The organism is Cellulosimicrobium funkei (assembly GCF_001019615.1).
Lineage (GTDB): Bacteria > Actinomycetota > Actinomycetes > Actinomycetales > Cellulomonadaceae > Cellulosimicrobium > Cellulosimicrobium cellulans_E.
The window spans coordinates 1-19492 of record NZ_JNBQ01000008.1; the positions used below are offsets into that span (position 1 = coordinate 1).

Genomic DNA, 19492 nt, shown 5'->3' on the forward strand with positions numbered 1-19492 from the left:
GTCGCCGGGATCAGCACCCGACCGCGACGCCACGAGGAGACCGGCGCCCAGCGCGACGGCCGTGACGGCGCTCACGCCCCCGACGTCGTGGGCGTCGGCGAGGCCGCGCTGGATCCAGAGCGACCCGAGGGTGAGGACCGCGAGCATGACCGGGAGCCCGACGGCGACCCCCGCGGCGACGCGCCGGTTCGCGGCCGACCGCCCCAGGAACGCCGTCATCGCGGCGAACCCCGCCGAGGTGAGCAGGCCCAGGGCCGTGCTTCCCGCCACCGCCGCACCGAGCGACGCGAAGCCGTCCGCGCCGCCGGTGCCCCAGTGGATCGCCACGGGGTCGGGGAGCTCCGCCGACCAGCTCAGCGCGACGAGCGCCGCGACCACGGTAACGACCGCCCCCGCGGCGCCGACGAGGAGCGCGAGGGTGCGGTGGTCGTCCGGGCGCGGACGGCCGTCCTCGGTCGGTCGTCCGGGCGAGCGGCGCGGGGTGGCTGGGGTCATCGGAGGGCCTCCTTCACGAGGGTCAGGACGGTCTCGGGCGGCAGCGCGAGGGCGCGGGCCTCGTCCGCGACGCGGTCGACGGCGGCGCGCAGGGACGCGAGGTCGACGGCGGCGGGTGCCGTGACGACGGCGCCGCGCCCGCGGCGGAGGTCGACGAGGCCCTCGTCGCGCAGCGCCTGGTAGGCGCGCAGCACGGTGTGCACGTTGACGTCGAGCGCCTCCGCGAGCTCACGGGCCGCGGGCAGCCGCTCGCCCGGGGCGAGCCGCCCCCGGACGACGCCGAGGCGCACCTGGGCGACGAGCTGCGCGAACAGCGGCTCGTCGGCCTGCGGGTCGATGCGGAACATCACGAGCCCAGTCTAGTTGTTCTAGGGAAACTAGAACAAATACGTCCGACGGCGGGGCCGCCGTCGTTCCCGACGGCGGCCCCGCGTCCGTGCGCTCAGATGACGTACTCGATGAGGAGCGACGGGTCCTCGAGGGCGTCCCGCGCCGCGGGTGCGGCGGCGGGCGTGCGGATCTTGGCCGGGACCCCGACCGCGACCGCCCCGGCGGGCACGTCCTTGACGACGACGGCGTTGGCCCCCACCTGCACGTCGTCGCCGATCCAGACGGGTCCGAGGATCTTCGCTCCCGCCCCGACGACGACGCGGTCCCCGAGCGTCGGGTGCCGCTTGCCGCGCTTCATCGACCGCCCGCCGAGGGTGGACGTGTGGAAGAGCACCACGTCGTCGCCGACGACCGCCGTCTCGCCCACGACGACCCCCATGCCGTGGTCGATGAACAGGCGCCGGCCGATGCGCGCGCCGGGGTGGATCTCCACGCCGGTCAGCGCCCGCGCCGCCTGCGAGACGAGGCGTGCCGGGAGGCGCAGCAGGGGCTCGCGCCACATGCGGTGCGCGAGCCGGTAGGCCCACACGGCGTGCACGCCCGGGTACGCCAGCGCGACCTCGAGGCGGCTGCGGGCGGCGGGGTCCCGCCGCCGGGCGGCCTCGAGGTCCTCGCCGAGCACGCGCACGAACCGACGCAGCCGGTAGCCGGCCGTCCGGTGGTGGGGACGCGGGTCCGTCACGTCAGTCCAGCAGGTCGGCGTAGAGCACGGAGGACAGGTAGCGCTCGCCGAAGGACGGGATGATCGTCACGATGAGCTTGCCCGCGTTCTCGGGGCGGGCGGCGAGCTGGAGCGCGGCGGCGATCGCGGCGCCGGACGAGATGCCGACGAGGAGGCCCTCCTCCTTGGCGGCGCGGCGCGCGTACTCGACCGCGGTCTCCGCGTTGACGTCGATCACCTCGTCGTAGACCGAGGTGTCGAGGATCTCGGGCACGAAGTTCGCGCCGATGCCCTGGATCTTGTGCGGGCCGGGCTGGCCGCCGTTGAGGATGGCCGACTCCTCGGGCTCGACCGCGACGATCTGCACGCCGGGCTTGCGCTCCTTGAGCACCTGGCCGACGCCGGTGATCGTGCCACCGGTACCGATCCCCGCGACGACGATGTCGACGGCGCCGTCCGTGTCGGCCCAGATCTCCTCCGCCGTCGTGCGGCGGTGGATCTCGGGGTTGGCCTCGTTCGCGAACTGGCGCGCGAGGATCGCGCCCTCGCGCTCGGCGACGATCTCGTCCGCGCGGTTGACCGCGCCCTTCATGCCCTCCGACCCCGGCGTGAGGATGAGCTCGGCGCCGAACGCGCGGAGCAGGGCGCGCCGCTCCTTCGACATCGTCTCGGGCATCGTCAGCACGACGTCGTACCCCCGTGCCGCACCGACCATGGCGAGCGCGATGCCGGTGTTGCCGGAGGTGGCCTCGACGATCGTCCCGCCCGGCTTCAGCTCGCCCGACGCCTCCGCGGCGTCGATGATCGCCACGCCGATGCGGTCCTTGACCGAGTTCGCGGGGTTGTAGAACTCGAGCTTGCCCACGACGGTGGCGCCGAGGCCGTCCGTGAGCTTGTTGAGACGGACCAGGGGGGTGTTGCCGACGAGCTGCGTGACGTCGTCGTAGATGCGTGCCATGTCTTCCTCTTCTGTCGACGGCTCGGGGTGAGCCGGGGTGGGGGTACTGATCAGGGGACGAGGGCCGTCGCGGTCCGTGACCACGGTGCCCAGCGTCTCGCGGGGACGCTACGGGCGCGCGGGCACGACGGCGGGGGCGGGCTCGTGCGGACGGGGCGGCCTGGGTGCGGCGCGGAGCGGCGCGCGGGGTCGGCGGCGGTTCGTCAGCGACAGCCGAGACAGCGACAACAGGAGACGCGCAACTCGGCGCGGTGCAGCGGTGCGGGACGCGCGATCGTCGCGGTCATTCCTCGCTCCTCCTGGTCGGTCGCGCCGCGGTCGCCCGGAGGTCCGGGCCTGCGGGCGGCGCGTGTGACCCCGAGGCTATCGGTCCGCGTCCGGACCCTGCAACGCCGTCCACGAGACGGTCGCGCGGTCGGAGGCGTCGGTGTGCGAGCGAGACGACGAGGGGCGCCCCGCCGTCCTGGCGGGGCGCCCCTCGTCACGTTCGGGTTCCGCGGCGGGACGGAGCCCGAGAGCGTCGGAGCGGGCGACGGGAATCGAACCCGCGTAGCCAGTTTGGAAGACTGGGGCTCTACCATTGAGCTACGCCCGCACGGGCCGTGGGACCGGGATCCGGGCCCCGACCGGAGGGCCGAGGACCGGCACGGCGCCGACCTGCGGCCGCAACCTTAGCAAACCCCGGTGGCTCTGCCCGCCGTGCACCCGCCGCCGCCCGGTGGTCTGCGGCGCGCCGACGAGGGTGCCCTCACCCGCCAGTACACTTGCCCTGGCCCGCCGCCGTGGCGGGCGACGGGGTGTGGCGCAGGTTGGTAGCGCGTCCGCTTTGGGAGCGGAAGGTCGCAGGTTCAAATCCTGTCACCCCGACCTTCGCGCGGCGCCCCTTCTGGGGCGTCGCGGGGCGTCGTCGACGTCCGGGCCGTCTCGTCGGTCCCGTCCTCGAGAGGTGCCCGTGACCACGTCCACCACCGCGACCGGACCGGCGACGCGCGTCACCCTCGCCGCGGTCGTCGCCGCGGGCAGCGGCGCCGTGCTCTCGCTCCAGGGCCGCCTCAACGGCGACCTCGCCGCCGCCGGGACCGGACCCGTGGTCGCGGCCTGGCTCTCCTACGTCGGGACCTTCCTCGCGACCGTTCTGGTGGTGGTCGCCCGCCGTCGGGTCGGCTCCACGCTGCACGTCCTGCGCACCTCCGCGTCGTGGTGGTGGTTCGCGGTCGGGCTGTGCAGCGTCCCGATCGTCGTCGCCATGGCCGCCGGGGTCCCGCTCGTCGGCGTCGCGGTCGCGTCGGTGTGCTCGGTCGCCGGCCAGACGGTCGCGGGGCTCGCGCTCGACGCGCGCGGCGTCGGGCTCCCGGCCCCGCTGCGGCTCACCGCGCGCCGGGCCGCCGCGGGGCTCGCGGCGCTCGTGGGCCTGGGCGTCGCGGTGCTCGGCGGCGCGACGACCGACGCGGGGTGGGGCGCCGTCCTCGCGGGGGTCGCGCTCTTCGTCGGCGGCGCCGTCCTGTGCGGGCAGCAGGCCGGGAACGGCCGGGTCACGCAGCTCACGGGCGACCCGGTCGTCGCGACCCTCACCTCGGTCACGGGCGGGCTCGTCGGCATCTCTGTCGTGTGCGCGCTGGCCGCGCCCCTCGGCGGTCTCGACGGCGTCACGCTGCCCGGGCAGTGGTGGCTCTACCTGGGCGGCCCGCTGGGGACCCTCATCACCGTGGCGGCCGCGTACGCGGTGCGCCACCTCGGCACGTTCGTCCTCACGCTGACGGTCGTCGGCGGCCAGATGGTCATGGCCGTGCTGCTCGACGTGCTTGGCGTGGTCGGGCTGCGGTGGCAGACCGTCGTCGCGACCGCCGTCGTCGGGCTCGCCGTCGTCCTGGTGGTGCAGCGCCCGGGTCCGCGCACGTCGGCCTGACCGCGACGCTTGACCGCTCGCGTACCATGGAACGGTTGCCCGTACGCCTGCGTGCGGAGCCGTCCCCGGCCGGACGCCGGCCCACCCCGATCAGTTGGAGATCATCGAAGTGAAGAGCGCCGTCGAGACCCTGGACCCCACCAAGGTCAAGCTGACCGTCGAGGTGGAGTACGACGAGCTCAAGCCGAGCATCGAGCACGCCTACCAGCACATCGCGGAGCAGGTGAACATCCCCGGCTTCCGCAAGGGCAAGGTCCCGCCGCGCGTGATCGACCAGCGCGTCGGCTGGGGCGCCGTCATCGAGCACGCCGTCAACGACGGCCTGTCCGGCTTCTACCGCCAGGCCGCGAGCGAGGAGAGCCTGCGCCCGCTCGGCCAGCCCGAGGTCGAGGTCACCGAGATCCCGGCCAAGGCCGGCGAGGGCCAGCTGGTCTTCACCGCCGAGGTCGAGGTCCGCCCCGAGATCACGCTGCCCGCCCTCGACACGCTCGCCATCACGGTCGAGCCCGCCGAGGTCACCGACGAGGACGTCACCGAGCGCCTCGACGCGCTGCGCGAGCGCTTCGGCACCCTCGTCGGCGTCGACCGTCCCGCGGCCGAGGGCGACTTCGTCGTGCTCGACCTCACGGCCGAGATCGACGGCGAGGAGGTCGACTCCGTCTCCGGCGTCAGCTACCAGATCGGCTCGGGCAACATGCTCGAGGGCCTGGACGAGGCGCTGACCGGTCTCTCGGCCGACGAGACGACCACGTTCAACGCCCCGCTGGCCGGTGGCGAGCACGAGGGCAAGGAGGCGTCCGTCACCGTCACGGCGACGTCCGTCAAGCAGCGCGACCTGCCCGAGGCGGACGACGACTTCGCCCAGCTCGCGTCCGAGTTCGACACGCTCGAGGAGCTCACCGCCGACCTGCGCGAGCAGGTCGCGAGCATCAAGACCTCGAACCAGGCCGTCGCCGCGCGCGACGAGCTCCTCAAGGCGCTCAACGACGCGGTCGAGATCCCCGTGCCGTCGGGCGTCGTCGAGGCCGAGGTGCACCGCCACCTCGAGTCCGAGGGCCGCCTGGAGGACGAGACGCACCGCGCCGAGGTCACCGTCGAGGCGACCGACGCCATCCGCAACCAGATCCTGCTCGACACCCTCGCCGAGCAGCTCGAGATCAAGGTCGCGCAGAACGAGCTCCTCGAGTACCTCGTGAGCGCGTCGCGCCAGTACGGGATGGACCCGAACCAGTTCATCCAGTCGCTCGACCAGGGCGGGCAGATCCCCGCGATGGTCGGCGAGGTCGCGCGCTCCAAGTCGCTCGCCGTCGCCCTGCGCCAGATCGAGGTCAAGGACTCCGCGGGCAACGTCGTCGACCTGACCGAGTTCATCGGCTCGGACGACGAGGACGCCGCCGCGGACGAGTCGGTCGAGGACGTCGCGGCCGAGCCCGTCGAGGAGGCCCTCGTCGACGACTCCGCTGCCGCCGCCGCCGAGGCGCCGGTCGAGGACGACGAGAAGGACGCGACGAAGGCCTGACACGGCACTGGCCCTCCGGCCGGAGCAGGTCCCACGACGGCCCGCACCCTCCGCGCGAGGGGGCGGGCCGTCGTCGTGCCCGTGCCGCGACGGCGCGCACCGGCCACGTGGTGCGCCGTCAGCGAAAACGCGCGCTATCGGGACGAACGCCGGGCACGGACCGCGTTAGGGTCACTTGCAGCACGGCTGGACCGGGACACGCTTCCGGTACCGGCCAGGGCAGCGCAGGCGGGGGCGACCCGCGGGAGCGACGAAGGAGATGGATGTGAACGAGCTGTACCTGCCGTCCGACGCGACGGCCCCGGTCAACCGCGCCGAGGGTCCGGGCTTCGGACTCAACGACTCCATCTACAACCGGCTCCTCAAGGAGCGCATCATCTGGCTCGGCTCGGAGGTGCGCGATGAGAACGCGAACGCCATCTGCGCCCAGATGATGCTGCTCGCCGCGGAGGACCCGGAGAAGGACATCTGGCTCTACATCAACTCGCCCGGCGGGTCGATCACGGCAGGGATGGCGATCTACGACACCATGCAGTACATCCAGCCGGACGTCGCGACGATCGCCATGGGCATGGCTGCCTCGATGGGGCAGTTCCTGCTCTCGTCCGGCACCAAGGGCAAGCGGTACGCGACGCCGCACGCGCGCGTCATGATGCACCAGCCCTCGGGCGGCATCGGCGGCACGGCGACCGACGTGCGCATCAACGCGCAGCTCATCATGCACATGAAGCAGGTGCTCTCCGAGCTCACGGCCGAGCAGACCGGCAAGCCGCTCGAGCAGATCCTCAAGGACAACGACCGCGACAGCTGGTTCACGGCCGAGGAGGCGCTGGAGTACGGCTTCATCGACCACGTCGTCACCAACGCGTCGTCCGTGACCGGCGGCGGCGGCACCACGGGTTCCTGACCCCGCACCGGACACCAGACTTCACCGAGGAGAACCCGTGAGCTTCAGCGCCGAGTCCCAGTACCTGTCCACCGCGCAGCGCCTCGCCGGCGCGGGCGCGCGCCCCGGCGGCATCGCGCTGCCGGGCGGCGCGCCGTCGGCCCGCTACGTGCTCCCGCAGTTCGAGGAGCGCACCGCGTACGGCTTCAAGCGCCAGGACCCCTACACCAAGCTGTTCGAGGACCGCATCATCTTCCTGGGCGTCCAGGTCGACGACGCGTCCGCGGACGACGTCATGGCCCAGCTCCTCGTGCTCGAGAGCCAGGACCCCGACCGCGACGTCATCCTCTACATCAACTCGCCGGGCGGGTCGTTCACCGCGATGACCGCGCTCTACGACACGATGCAGTACATCAAGCCGCAGATCCAGACGGTCTGCCTGGGCCAGGCGGCGTCCGCCGCCGCGGTCCTGCTCGCCGCGGGCCAGCCGGGCAAGCGCCTCGCCCTGCCGAACGCACGCGTGCTCATCCACCAGCCCGCGATGGAGGGCGGCGGCTACGCGCAGGCGTCGGACATCGAGATCCACGCGAACGAGCTCATCCGCATGCGCGAGTGGCTCGAGGACACGCTCGCGCTGCACTCGGGCAAGTCGGTCGAGCAGGTCCGCCAGGACATCGAGCGCGACAAGATCCTCACCGCCGAGCAGGCGAAGGAGTACGGCCTCGTCGACCAGGTCCTCGAGAGCCGCAAGGCCGTCGCGGTCAACAAGCCCTGACGTGACCGCCCGACCAGCATGACCTCACGCCGCGCCGTCGTCCCCCGCCGGGGGACGACGGCGCGACACGTTGCGCCCCGTACGGGGAGCCCACCTGACAACGGGGGCCCCGTGGTGTGGAATGGGGAGCAGGACTCGCTCGGCCGTGCCCGGGCCCCGCGTCGTCGACCCCGACGGCAGGAGGCCTCGGCACCGGGACAAGGAGACGCGTAGTGGCTCGTATCTCAGACGGCGCCGACCTGCTGAAGTGCTCGTTCTGCGGCAAGTCGCAGAAGCAGGTCAAGAAGCTCATCGCGGGCCCCGGGGTGTACATCTGCGACGAGTGCATCGACCTGTGCAACGAGATCATCGAGGAGGAGCTCGCCGAGGCGACGGAGCTCGGCCTCACGGAGCTGCCCAAGCCCAAGGAGATCTTCGAGTTCCTCGAGCAGTACGTCATCGGCCAGGACGCCGCGAAGCGGGCCCTGGCCGTCGCCGTCTACAACCACTACAAGCGCGTCCAGGCGGGCGAGCAGTCCAAGCCGTCGAGCCCCGACGACCCGGACTACGTGGAGCTGGCGAAGTCGAACATCCTTCTGATCGGTCCGACGGGGACGGGCAAGACGTATCTGGCGCAGACGTTGGCGCGGATGTTGAACGTGCCGTTCGCGATCGCGGACGCGACGGCGCTCACCGAGGCGGGGTATGTCGGTGAGGACGTGGAGAACATTCTGTTGAAGCTGGTGCAGGCGGCGGACTTCGACGTGAAGAAGGCGGAGACGGGGATCATCTATATCGACGAGATCGACAAGGTGGCTCGTAAGGCGGAGAACCCCTCGATCACGCGTGATGTGTCGGGTGAGGGTGTGCAGCAGGCGTTGTTGAAGATCATCGAGGGCACGAGCGCGTCGGTGCCGCCGCAGGGTGGTCGCAAGCATCCGCATCAGGAGTTCATCCAGGTGGACACGTCGAACGTGTTGTTCATCGTGGCGGGGGCGTTCGCGGGGTTGGACGACATCGTGGCGGCGCGGGCGCGTAAGCGGGGTGTGGGGTTTGGTGCGCCGATCGAGACGGGTGCGGGGGAGGATCTGTTCGCGCAGGTGCGTCCGGAGGATCTGCACCGGTTCGGGTTGATCCCGGAGTTCATCGGGCGGTTGCCGGTGATCGCGTCGGTGTCGGCGTTGGACTCCGAGGCGTTGGTGCGGATCTTGACGCAGCCGCGCAATGCGTTGGTGAAGCAGTATCAGCGGATGTTCGCGATCGACGGGGTGGAGCTGGAGTTCACCGAGGGTGCGGTGGAGGCGGTCGCGGAGCAGGCGTTGTTGCGTGGGACGGGGGCGCGGGGGTTGCGCGCGATCATGGAGGAGGTGTTGCAGCAGGTGATGTTCGACGTTCCTTCGCGTGATGACGTGGAGCGTGTGGTGATCACGCGTGAGGTCGTGCTGGACAACGTGAACCCCACGATCGTGCCGCGCACGTCGACCGCGCGCAGCCGTACCCCGCGGGAGAAGTCCGCCTGACGCCGAGATAGAACCCTGGTCGGCCGAGGTCGACGCTTGGTCGCGTCTCAGGCCCGCGTGGTCGGGTCCGCGGCGCGGGTGGCCTCGGTGCTCGGGGCTGCGGCGCCGTCACCCTGGTCTGTCGGCCGTGGGTTCGAGGAGCGCCGCTCTGACGCCCCTTCGCATCCGAGCCCACCCCCACCGCTCGGCGATCGTCTCGCCCGGAGACGTCGGTCGCCGCTCGCGACCATCGAGCGGCCCACCGGAGCCAGTGCGCCTGTGGCGAGTCGGCACGAGCTCGACCAGGCCGTCCTGGTGGGTCGAGCAGGCGACAAGGACGCGTCCCGCGCGCCAGACGCGCCCGAACCACCTGCCCGACGTGACGGCGCCGCGACCGGCGACTGTCCCGGCGCGGCGGTGCGGCGACCCGGCCGGTCGCGCGGCCTGGCCGGTCGCGCGGCCTGGCCGGCCGGGTCGGCGCGGGCCGAGCCCCACTCCGCGGGCGGTCGCCCAAGGTGAGCATCGACCAGGGTGAGACGGAGTAGGGCGGGGTGGGTGGTGGTGCCGCGTCGTGGCGGGCCTGGCGGGAGCCGCGAGGAACGAGCGGCGGATGGTAGACGCGGCACCACCACCCACCCCGACCACCCAACCCAACCACGCGGCGTCGAGCACAAGAACCACGGCTCTACCTCGCGTGACCACGGTTCTACCTCGGCCGACCAGGGTTCTACCTCGGTCAGGCGTCGGCGCCGACCTTGGCGCCGTAGAGGGTGTCGATGGTGTCGGCGAAGTCCTTGATGACGAGCCCGCGCTTCACCTTGAGGGACGGGGTGAGGTAGCCGTTCTGCTCGGTGAAGTCGGTCGTGAGCACGGTGATCTTGCGGATCGACTCGGCGCGGGAGACCGCCTCGTTGGCGTGCGCGACGGCGCGGTCGAGCGCAGCGAGGACGTCGGGGTCCTGCGCGGCGGTGCCGACGTCCATGGCCGGCAGGCCGTGGGTCGAGAGCCAGCCGGGCAGCATCTCGGCGTCGAGCGTGACGAGGGCGCCGATGAAGGGGCGCTGGTCGCCCACGACGACGACCTGGCTCACGAGCGGGTGGGCGCGCAGGCGGTCCTCGAGCACGGCGGGGGCGACGTTCTTGCCGCCGGCGGTGACGATGATCTCCTTCTTGCGGCCGGTGATGCGCAGGTAGCCGTCGTCGTCGAACGCGCCGAGGTCGCCGGTGCGGAACCAGCCGTCCTGGAGCGCCTCGGCCGTGAGCTCGGGCTGGTTGCGGTAGCCGCGGAACACGTGGTCGCCCTTGACGAGGAGCTCACCGTCGTCGTCGATGCGCAGCGAGGTGCCGGGGAACGCGGGCCCGACGGTGCCGATCTTGGTGAGGCCGGGCAGGTTCACGGCGGTGGGGGCGGTCGTCTCGGTGAGGCCGTAGCCCTCGAGGATGCGCAGCCCGACGCCCCGGTAGAAGTGGCCGAGCCGCTCGCCGAGGGGCGCGCCGCCGGAGATGGAGTACGTGAGCTGCCCGCCCATCGCGGCGCGCAGGGTCGAGTAGACGAGCCGGTCGGCGACGGCGTGCTGCACGCGCAGCCCGAACGGCGGCCCGCCCGCGGTGTCGAGCGCGCGCGACCAGGTGATCGCGACCTTGGCGGCCCAGTGGAAGACCTTGCGCTTGGCACCGGTCCCGGTCTTCTGCTCGGCGGTGTTGTAGACCTTCTCGAAGACGCGCGGCACCGCGAGCAGGAACGTCGGGTGGAACGTCCCGAGGTCGGCGACGAGGTTCTTCGTGTCCCACGAGTGGGCGAGCACGGCGTTCGACGCGACGACGACGACCTGGATGAAGCGCGCGAAGACGTGGGCGAGCGGCAGGAAGAGGAGGGTGCGGGCGCCGTCGGAGTCGAGGATCTCGGCGAGGCCCGCGCGGCCGTTGAGGGCGAGGTGGACGAAGTTCCGGTGCGTGAGCTCGACGCCCTTGGGCCGCCCGGTCGAGCCGGAGGTGTAGATGACCGTCGCGAGGTCGTCGACGCGCTGGGCGGCACGACGGCGGTCGATCTCCTCCGCGGGGACGTCGGCGCCCGCGGCGCGCAGGGCGTCGACGGCGCCGTCCTCGACGACGAGCACGTCCTCCAGGTCGGGGAGGCGGTCGCGGACGGATGCCACCTCGGCGGCGTGGGAGGCGGTCTCCACGACGGCGAGGCGGACGGCGGCGTCCGACAGGATCCAGTGCACCTGCTCGGCCGACGAGGTCTCGTAGACGGGCACGGGGACGGCGCCCACGGCCCACGTGGCGAAGTCGAGCAGCGTCCACTCGTAGCGCGTGCGGGACATGATCGCGACGTGGTCGCCGGGCTCGATGCCGCGGGCCACGAGGCCGCGCGCGACGTCCACGACGTCCGCCTCGAACTCCTGCGCGGTGACGGGCTCCCAGGGGCCGTCCGCGGTGGTCCGGCGCTCGACGAGCGTCGCGTGAGGGCCGCGGGCGACGCGGTCGGTGAGGAGGGTGCTGATGGTCGCCGTGGGGGAGACCTCGACGAGGCTCGGCGACGCGTGTTCCGTCATGGGACTCTCCGCTGAGTGGGACGGCAGGTAGGGACGGCGTGACACTTTACTCCGTACTCCGAGTATCGCGTTCCTCGGCGGTCGCCGGGCGCGCCTAGGATCAGGTGGTGACGAACCAGCCCGGCCCGCCCGCCGTCCCCGCCGAGATCCTCACGCTGCGCGACAGCATCGACAACATCGACGCGGCGCTCATGCACCTGCTCGCCGAGCGGTTCAAGTTCACGCGCCGGGTCGGGGAGCTCAAGGCGCAGGGCGGGCTGCCCCCGGCCGACCCGGACCGGGACCGGCAGCAGATCGCGCGTCTCACGGGGATCGCCGGTGCCGCGGGCCTCGACCCGGAGTTCGCGGAGCAGTTCCGCGAGTTCATCGTCCGCGAGGTCATCCGCCACCACGAGCGGATCGCGGCGGAGCACGCCGCGTCGGGCGAGGGCACGCCCGTCCTCGACACCTACTCCTGACGCTCGGCGCCCGCGGAGGACGCGCCTGACGCGCGGTGGCGACCCCGGTCGATCTGACAGACCCTGGAGGGGTCCCAGGGTGGGCCCCGGCGTCGGTACGACCCGCGCGCCGGGCGGCCCGCCCGCCACGCCGACGGACGCTAGAGGTGTTCGCATGAAGATCGATTGGCTCAAGCCCCTCCTCGGCCACCCGGGCCCCTTCGCGACGGTGTACATCGACGCCACGCGGGCCAACGAGGCCGGGGACCGCGAGGTCGAGAACCGCTGGAAGGGCGTGCGGCGCACGCTGCGCCAGGAGGGCGCGCCCGACGCCGTGCTCGACGACCTCGAGGAGGTGGTGCTGCGGCCGACGCGGGTCGGCGGCACCCACGGGCGCGTGCTGATCGCGGACGACACGGGTGTGCTGGTCGATCGCGTCGTCAAGGACCCGCCGGCGCTCACCAAGGGGTCGTGGGGGCCCGTTCCCGCCCTGCTCCAGGCGGCGCGCGCGGCGGACGAGTCCGTCGACTACGTGCGCGTCGTCGTCGACCGCCAGGGCGCGGACCTCACGTGGTCCGTCGCGGGCGGGCACCTGCCGTACGCCGAGCCCGAGTCGGTCGAGGGCGGCCACGACGTCATCAACAAGGTCCGCACCGGCGGGCTGTCGCACAAGCGCATCGAGTCGCGCGCGGAGGACTCGTGGGAGCGCAACGCCGAGGCGGTCGCGGCCGAGCTCGAGCGCCAGGCGGCGGAGTACCGACCCGAGCTCGTGCTCCTCACCGGCGACGTGCGTGCGGTGCCCCTCGTCCGGGGCGCGCTCGGCCACGCCATCGCCGATCGCGTGGTCGAGGTCCCGGGAGGCGGTCGCGGACCGGGCATCAACGAGGCCGCGTTCGAGTCGAACGTCGCCGACGCGCTCGACAGCTTCCGCGAGCGGCGACGGGAGAAGGTCCTCGCGGAGTTCCGCCAGGAGCAGGGCCGCGAGTCGGGCGCCGTGACGTCCGTCGAGGACGTCGTGGCGGTCCTCGCGCGCGGGCAGGTGAAGGAGCTCGTCCTGGCCGACGAGTACGGTCAGGACGCCGCCCTGGACGGCCGCTCGCTGTGGATCGGGCCGAGCCCGATGCACATCGCCGCGACGAAGGAGGAGATCCAGGACCTGGGGGTCACCGACGGCCTCGAGAAGCTGCCCGCGACGGTCGCGCTCGTCCGCGCCGCGATCGGCCAGGACGCCGGGCTGACGTTCGCGCCCGAGGGCAGCGTCGAGCTCATCGAGGGGGTCGGCGCGACACTGCGCTGGGCCGACGAGGGCACGCCGCGCGAGGTCGCGGCCACGATGTCCGGCGACGACGCGCGGCTGCGCGGCGAGATCATCTGACTTCTCGGCTGCGGTGGGCATGGAACGGGCCCGGTTCTGCGGTCAGAACCGGGCCCGTTCCATGCCCACCACCGGGGTGGGTCGTCAGGCCTTCTTGCGGGCCTCGGGCTCGCCGAGCTCGGAGGAGACGACGACGATCCCGCCCTGGACGGCCGGGTCGCCCTGGCCCTCGGTGGCTGCGACGAGGTCGAGCGTGCCGGTGACGCGACCGCCGTTGCGGACGTCGACGACCGACGCCTCGACGCCGGCAAGGGATGCCGCCGGGACGGCGACCTGCGCCGCGAGGATCGGCGTACGCATCGAGACCTTCGCCTCCGACTTGATCTTGCGCAGCGCGGCCAGCGCGTGGCCCGCGGCCGTGAGCACGGCCGGGTCGGCGTCGCCGGCCGCCGCGCGCGCGACGTCGGACGTCGGCCACGGCGCGCGGTGGATCGAGCCCTCCGACGCGCGCCACCACGACCAGACCTCCTCGGTCGCGAAGGGCACGAACGGTGCGAAGAGGCGCAGGAGCGTGTCGAGCGCGATCGCGAGCGCGACGCGCGCCGACCGGGTCTCGGTCGACACGTCGGACGCCGCGGCCCCGGCGCCGTACGCACGGTCCTTGACGAGCTCGAGGTAGTCGTCGCAGAACGTCCAGAAGAACGTCTCCGTGGTCTCGAGGGCGCGCGTGTGGTCGTACGCCTCGAACGCCTCGGTCGCCTTCTCGACGACCGACGCGAGGCCGGCGAGCATCGCGCGGTCGAGCGTCTCGGTGACGAGCGCCGGGTCGAGGACGATCTCGCCCGTCCCGGTCTCGGCGTCGACCCCGAACGACAGCGCGAACTTCGACGCGTTGAGGATCTTGATCGCGAGGCGACGGCCGATCTTCATCTGCCCGACCTCGAACGCGGCGTCCGTGCCCAGGCGGGCCGATGCCGCCCAGTACCGCACGGCGTCCGACCCGTGCTCCTCCAGCAGGCCCATCGGCGTGACGACGTTGCCCTTGGACTTCGACATCTTCTTGCGGTCGGGGTCGAGGATCCAGCCGGAGATCGCGGCGTTCTTCCACGGCAGCGAGCCGAACTCGAGGTGCGATCGCACGACCGTGGAGAAGAGCCACGTGCGGATGATGTCCTGGCCCTGCGGGCGCAGGTCCATGGGGAAGACGCGCTCGAACAGGTCGGGGTCGACCTCCCAGCCGCCCGCGATCTGCGGCGTGAGCGACGACGTCGCCCACGTGTCCATGATGTCGTTCTCGCCCACGAACCCGCCCGGCACGCCGCGCTGGTCCTCGGTGTACCCGGCCGGCACGTCGGACGACGGGTCGACGGGCAGGACGTCCTCGGACGGCACGATCGGGCGGTCGTGGTCGACCTCGCCCGACTCGAGCACGGGGTACCACAGCGGGATCGCGACGCCGAAGAAGCGCTGGCGCGAGATGAGCCAGTCGCCGTTGAGGCCGCCGACCCAGTTCTCGTAGCGCACGCGCATGAAGTCGGGGTGGAACGCGAGCTCCTTGCCGCGGTTCAGCAGCTCCTGGCGCAGGTCGCGCGTCGTGCCGTCGGCCGTCGTCCAGTCGCGGCCGCCGTTGCGGATGTACCACTGGCGCGACGTGACGATCTCGAGGGGCTTGTCGCCCTTCTCGAAGAAGTTCGCCTTGCGCTGGGTCGGCACGGGCTCGCCGTCGAGGTCGCCCGCGTCGCGCAGCGCGTCGACGACGACCTGACGCGCGGAGAACGTCGTCTTGCCCTCGATCTCGGCGAACACGCCCTGGCCGGCGTGCGACGTGATCCACTCCGGCGTCTCGCGCGTGATGCGACCGTCGCGCGTGATGATCGAGCGCGTCGGGAGCTGGAGCTCGCGCCACCACTGCACGTCGGTGAGGTCGCCGAACGTGCAGCACATCGCGATGCCCGCGCCCTTGTCGCGCTCGGCGGCGGGGTGGGCCAGGACGGGCAGCTCGACGTCGAACAGCGGCGAGCGCACCGAGGTGCCGAACAGGTGCTGGTAGCGCTCGTCGTCCGGGTGCGCGACGAGCGCGACGCACGCGGCGAGCAGCTCGGGGCGCGTGGTCTCGATGTAGACCGGCGCGCCGTCGTCGGGCGTGCCCGGCGCGACCCGGTGGAACGCGACCTTGTGGAAGTGCCCGGGGTAGTCGCGCGCCTCGAGCTCGGCCTGCGCGACCGCCGTCTGGAACGTCACGTCCCACAGCCCCGGCGCCTCGGCCTGGTACGCCTCGCCGCGGCCGAGGTTGCGCAGGAACGCGCGCTGCGCGGCCGTGCGCGACCGCGCGTCGATGGTCTGGTAGTGCTGCGCCCAGTCGACCGAGAGCCCGAGGCGGCGCCACAGCGCCTCGAACTGCTTCTCGTCCTCGGCGGTCAGACGCTCGCACAGCTCGATGAAGTTGCGGCGGCTCACCGGCACCTGGTCCGCGGCCTTGACCGACTTGCCCTCGCCGCCCTCGTGCGGGGGCTCGAAGCCCTCGACGTAGGGGAGCGTGGGGTCGCAGCGCACGCCGTAGTAGTTCTGCACGCGGCGCTCGGTGGGCAGGCCGTTGTCGTCCCAGCCCATCGGGTAGAACACCTCGAGGCCGCGCATGCGCTGGAACCGCGCGACGACGTCGGTGTGCGTGTAGGAGAACACGTGGCCCACGTGGAGGGACCCGGAGACCGTCGGCGGCGGGGTGTCGATGGAGAAGACCTGCTCGCGGGCCTTCGAGCGGTCGAACGCGTACGTCCCCTGCTCGGCCCAGCGCGCGTCGTACGTCTCCTCGAGCCCGTCGAGGCTCACCCGGTCGGGTACTCCCGCGACCACCGCGCGGACGACGTCGCCGGCTACGCGGCCGGCGGAGGAGGTCGTTGCAGCAGTGGCTTCGGCCGCGCCCGTCGGCGCGTTCGTCGGGAAGTCGCTCATGGTCGCCCATTCTCCCAGATCTCAGGGCCGCTCCCGACGCCGTCTCGCGGTCCCGGCCGCCGTCGTCACCGGGTGCCGGGCGCACCGCCCGGACCGCCGGGCCCGTCCGCGCGGGACAGGCGTGCGGCCAGGTCGGTCGCCGTGCCCAGGAGGCGTTCCCAGACCGCGGGGTCGAGCAGGTCGAGCGCGCGCTCGCTGAAGAGGAAGAGCCGGTCACCGGACACCTCGGCCGCGAGCGGGAGGGGGCCGCGGACGAGCATCTCGACGATCTCCGGGGTGAAGACGGCGCGCGCGGTGCCGGTCGCGGACCGCACGGGTCCGTAGGCCTGGTGCCGGTCGCCGAACGGGCCCTCGACCGGCAGCTCCCACACGCGCTCGACCCCCCGCGGCGCCCGCGCGCCCCGCATGCCCCGGGCGGGCATCGTCTCCACGACGACGCGGGGCAGCGTGCGGTCGAGGGCGACCATGGCGTAGGTGAACGCGAAGGGCTCGCCGTCGCGGTAGCCGGCGCTGTACGTGTAGGTCGCGACCTCCACGGTGCGCGGGCCCCGCGTGCGGACGACGTTCCGGGCGATGCGGAGGATGCCGACGTCGAACGCCCCGCTGGGCCGTGCGGGCTCGTCGACCTGCGGCTCGACCTCGAACCCGTTCGCCACGGCGAACCTGCTCAGCCGGTAGGCCAGCGCGTGCTCCCGGGCGGACGACCCCCGCACGCCCCGGGCGACGAGGAGACCGACCGCGAGGACGCCGGCCGCCACGAGCCCGACGGCGACCGGGACGGCGACTCCGGCGGCGACGAGGCCGACCACGACGAGGGCGAGGACGGCGCCGACGACGAACACCGCGAGGGCGAGCAGGAGGACGAGGAGGGTGGTTCCGAGCACCCGGGCGAGCACCCGGGACGCCACCGAGGATCTCGTGCGCGCTCGTCCCGCACGCGCCCGGCGACGGAGCTCCCGGTGGTGCGCGCGCACAGCCGCGCGGTCCACGGGCTCCACGAGGGCTCGCGTGTCCAGGGTCACGTCGGGCGGGGGAGAGGCGCTCACCGGCGAGAGGCTATCCGGGGCCGCGTGGCGCGGGCACGCGTGCCCGACCTCTGGGGCACCTCATGACAGGTCCAAGGTCCCTGGGGGTGATTGGTCATCGGCTCGTAACCTGCACGCAAAGACCCGGGTGCTCGTGGGCGCACCTCGATCTCGTCCCTCGCGCCGACCACCGGGAGCAACCATGACCCTCACGACCACCGACAGCGCGTCCACGACCGCGGCGCTGCCACCCGGCGTCGTCCTCCCGCCGGCGCTCGAGGCGGCGCTCGCAGGGTGCCCGGACCTCGTCGTCCCGTCCTCGCGCGACGAGCTGTACCGTCTCGCGCTCGGTCCCGCAGGGGGACCGCGGTTCGTCGTGGAGTACGACGCCGACGGCACGCTCGTGCCCGAGGCGGAGGTCGTGCGGTGCCGGAACGGGATCGCCGTGAACTACCCCGAGGACTACATGCGCCGGCGCGACCCGGACTGCATGCGCATCGCCGACGACCTGCCGACCGACAAGCCGCGCTACCGCGACGTCTTCGGGACGGGGTTCGGCCCGGTCAAGGACGAGACGCTCGCGTGGCTCGGGACCCAGGAGCTCGTCGTCGTGCCGTTCCGCGCCGGCGGGCGGACCCACGGCTACCCGTCCCTCGCCGTCTGCCCCGTCAACGCGGCGTTCTTCGCGCTCGCGCTCGTCGACCTCCAGGGGTGGGTCACGTTCGACGAGCTCGGCCCGTTCGAGCCGCGCTCGATCCTCTACGTCGCCCCGCCGTTCCGCCACACCCGTTTCGACGGGCGCCAGGTCGTCGTGCACGACCGCTCCGAGACGCTGCACGAGGTGTTCGCCTACAACCTCTACCCCGGACCGAGCGCGAAGAAGGGCGTGTTCTCGGTCCTGCTCGACGTGGGCGAGCGCGAGGGCTGGGTCACGGCCCACGCGTCGTCGGTCCGCGTCACCACGCCGTACGAGAACGAGACCGTCGTCATGCACGAGGGCGCGTCGGGCGGCGGCAAGTCCGAGATGTGCCAGGAGATCCGGCGGCAGGAGGACGGCCGGATCCTGCTCGGCACGAACGTCGTGACCGACGAGCCGTACGTCATCACGCTCGGGGAGACGAGCGCGCTCGCCCCCGTCACCGACGACATGACGCTGTGCCACGCCGGGCTCCAGACCGGCGACGGCCGTCTGGTCGTCACGGACGCGGAGGAAGGCTGGTTCGTGCGGGTGGACAACCTCACCGGCTACGGCCAGGACGCGCACCTGGAGCGCGCGTGCATCCACCCCGACGTCCCGCTCGTCTTCTTCAACATCGACGGCGTCCCCGACGCCACCGTGCTGCCCTGGGAGCACTCGCTCGACTCGGACGGCCGGCGGTGCCCCAACCCGCGGGTCGTCGTGCCCCGCCACCTGCTCACCGACGTCGCGGGGCCGGCGGAGGTCGACGTCCGGACCTTCGGCGCCCGCATGCCGGCCTGCACCCGGGACCACCCGACCTACGGGATCATGGGCATGACCCACGTCGTCCCCGCCTCGCTCGCGTGGATCTGGCGGCTCGTCGCGCCGCGCGGCGACAAGAACCCCTCGATCGGCGAGTCGCGGTCGGCGACGGAGGCCCTGGCGCACGGCGGCATGGTCGCGGAGGGCGTCGGGTCGTACTGGCCCTTCGCGACCGGGACCAAGGTCGCGGCCGCGAACCTCCTGCTGCGTCAGCTCGTGGAGATGGACCGGACCCGGTACGTCCTGACGCCCAACCAGCACATCGGCGCGTACCAGGTCGACTTCGCCGCCGAGTGGCTGACCCGCGAGTACCTCGCGCGGCGCGGGGGTGGGCGCCTGCGCCCCGAGGAGCTCACCCCGGCCCGCTGCCCGCTCTTCGGGTACACGCTCACCGAGATGAAGATCGACGGCCAGCTCGTGCGGCCCACGTTCCTGCGCCCGGAGCTCCAGTCCCAGGTCGGCCTCGAGGCCTACGACGCCGGAGCGCGGATCATCACCGACTTCTTCGCGAGCGAGCTCCGGCAGTTTCTCACCGACGACCTCGACCCGCTGGGGCGGCAGATCATCGAGGTCTGCCTGCGCAACGGCTCCGTCGAGGAGTACGCGGCGCTGACACCGGTCTACTTCTAGCGCGGCGCCC

At 72.7% G+C, this 19492-nt stretch carries 14 protein-coding genes, 2 tRNA genes and 1 pseudogene; 9 read left to right on the plus strand and 8 right to left on the minus strand.

The annotated features are described in order from the left end of the window. The 5 genes and pseudogenes from FB00_RS09090 to FB00_RS09110 all read right to left on the minus strand — a co-directional run. Nucleotides 1–495, minus strand: a pseudogene (locus FB00_RS09090) (hypothetical protein); the annotation flags it as partial. After that, on the minus strand, nucleotides 492–845 hold the full coding sequence (locus FB00_RS09095; protein WP_047232609.1) for a GntR family transcriptional regulator: 354 nt from the start codon (nucleotides 843–845) through the stop codon (nucleotides 492–494). The gene FB00_RS09095 and the pseudogene FB00_RS09090, both read right to left, overlap by 4 nt. A gap of 92 nt (nucleotides 846–937) precedes the next feature. Then, nucleotides 938–1567 (minus strand): serine O-acetyltransferase EpsC, encoded by a 630-nt coding sequence (gene epsC / locus FB00_RS09100; protein WP_047232610.1) that lies wholly within the window; start codon nucleotides 1565–1567, stop codon nucleotides 938–940. Between the two features lies 1 nt (nucleotide 1568). Continuing rightward, entirely contained in the window at nucleotides 1569–2504 is a 936-nt protein-coding gene (cysK, locus tag FB00_RS09105; protein ID WP_047232611.1) for a cysteine synthase A, read from the minus strand. Nucleotides 2505–3028: 524 nt separating this feature from the next. After that, nucleotides 3029–3099: transfer RNA gene (locus FB00_RS09110), tRNA-Gly, on the minus strand. 198 nt (nucleotides 3100–3297) lie between these two features. Here FB00_RS09110 and FB00_RS09115 point away from each other — a divergent pair. The 6 genes from FB00_RS09115 (at nucleotide 3298) to clpX (ending at nucleotide 9089) form a co-directional block, all read left to right on the plus strand. Next, nucleotides 3298–3371: transfer RNA gene (locus FB00_RS09115), tRNA-Pro, on the plus strand. A gap of 85 nt (nucleotides 3372–3456) precedes the next feature. Beyond that, the gene (locus FB00_RS09120; protein WP_197088782.1) at nucleotides 3457–4410 is read left to right on the plus strand and encodes a DMT family transporter; all 954 of its coding nucleotides are present in this window, start codon (nucleotides 3457–3459) and stop codon (nucleotides 4408–4410) included. Nucleotides 4411–4519: 109 nt separating this feature from the next. Then, the gene (gene tig, locus FB00_RS09125; protein ID WP_047232613.1) at nucleotides 4520–5929 is read left to right on the plus strand and encodes a trigger factor; all 1410 of its coding nucleotides are present in this window, start codon (nucleotides 4520–4522) and stop codon (nucleotides 5927–5929) included. 259 nt (nucleotides 5930–6188) lie between these two features. After that, entirely contained in the window at nucleotides 6189–6836 is a 648-nt protein-coding gene (locus FB00_RS09130; protein ID WP_047232614.1) for an ATP-dependent Clp protease proteolytic subunit, read from the plus strand. A 37-nt stretch (nucleotides 6837–6873) separates the two neighbouring features. Continuing rightward, nucleotides 6874–7590, plus strand: a complete 717-nt coding sequence (locus FB00_RS09135) for an ATP-dependent Clp protease proteolytic subunit (protein ID WP_047232615.1) — start codon at nucleotides 6874–6876, stop codon at nucleotides 7588–7590. Between the two features lie 212 nt (nucleotides 7591–7802). Continuing rightward, nucleotides 7803–9089, plus strand: coding sequence for an ATP-dependent Clp protease ATP-binding subunit ClpX (gene clpX, locus FB00_RS09140; protein WP_047232616.1), 1287 nt, complete (start codon nucleotides 7803–7805; stop codon nucleotides 9087–9089). 715 nt (nucleotides 9090–9804) lie between these two features. Here the strand turns inward: clpX and FB00_RS09145 are convergent. Continuing rightward, complete coding sequence (locus FB00_RS09145; protein ID WP_047232617.1) at nucleotides 9805–11622, minus strand: AMP-dependent synthetase/ligase; 1818 nt, start codon at nucleotides 11620–11622, stop codon at nucleotides 9805–9807. 107 nt (nucleotides 11623–11729) lie between these two features. On the opposite strand from FB00_RS09145, the gene FB00_RS09150 reads away from it, so the two are divergent. Together FB00_RS09150 and FB00_RS09155 are read left to right on the plus strand one after the other, a co-directional pair. Further along, nucleotides 11730–12080 (plus strand): chorismate mutase, encoded by a 351-nt coding sequence (locus FB00_RS09150; protein WP_047232683.1) that lies wholly within the window; start codon nucleotides 11730–11732, stop codon nucleotides 12078–12080. Between the two features lie 154 nt (nucleotides 12081–12234). Then, nucleotides 12235–13434 (plus strand): Vms1/Ankzf1 family peptidyl-tRNA hydrolase, encoded by a 1200-nt coding sequence (locus FB00_RS09155; protein ID WP_047232618.1) that lies wholly within the window; start codon nucleotides 12235–12237, stop codon nucleotides 13432–13434. Between the two features lie 84 nt (nucleotides 13435–13518). Here FB00_RS09155 and valS read toward each other — a convergent pair whose 3' ends face one another. Both valS and FB00_RS09165 read right to left on the minus strand, forming a co-directional pair. Further along, the gene (gene valS / locus FB00_RS09160) at nucleotides 13519–16326 is read right to left on the minus strand and encodes a valine--tRNA ligase (protein WP_047232619.1); all 2808 of its coding nucleotides are present in this window, start codon (nucleotides 16324–16326) and stop codon (nucleotides 13519–13521) included. Between the two features lie 65 nt (nucleotides 16327–16391). Further along, nucleotides 16392–17372, minus strand: a complete 981-nt coding sequence (locus FB00_RS09165) for a hypothetical protein (RefSeq protein WP_156186353.1) — start codon at nucleotides 17370–17372, stop codon at nucleotides 16392–16394. 181 nt (nucleotides 17373–17553) lie between these two features. Between FB00_RS09165 and FB00_RS09170 the strand changes: the two genes are divergently transcribed. Continuing rightward, complete coding sequence (locus FB00_RS09170) at nucleotides 17554–19482, plus strand: DUF4914 family protein (protein WP_047232621.1); 1929 nt, start codon at nucleotides 17554–17556, stop codon at nucleotides 19480–19482. Nucleotides 19483–19492 lie beyond the last annotated feature (10 nt).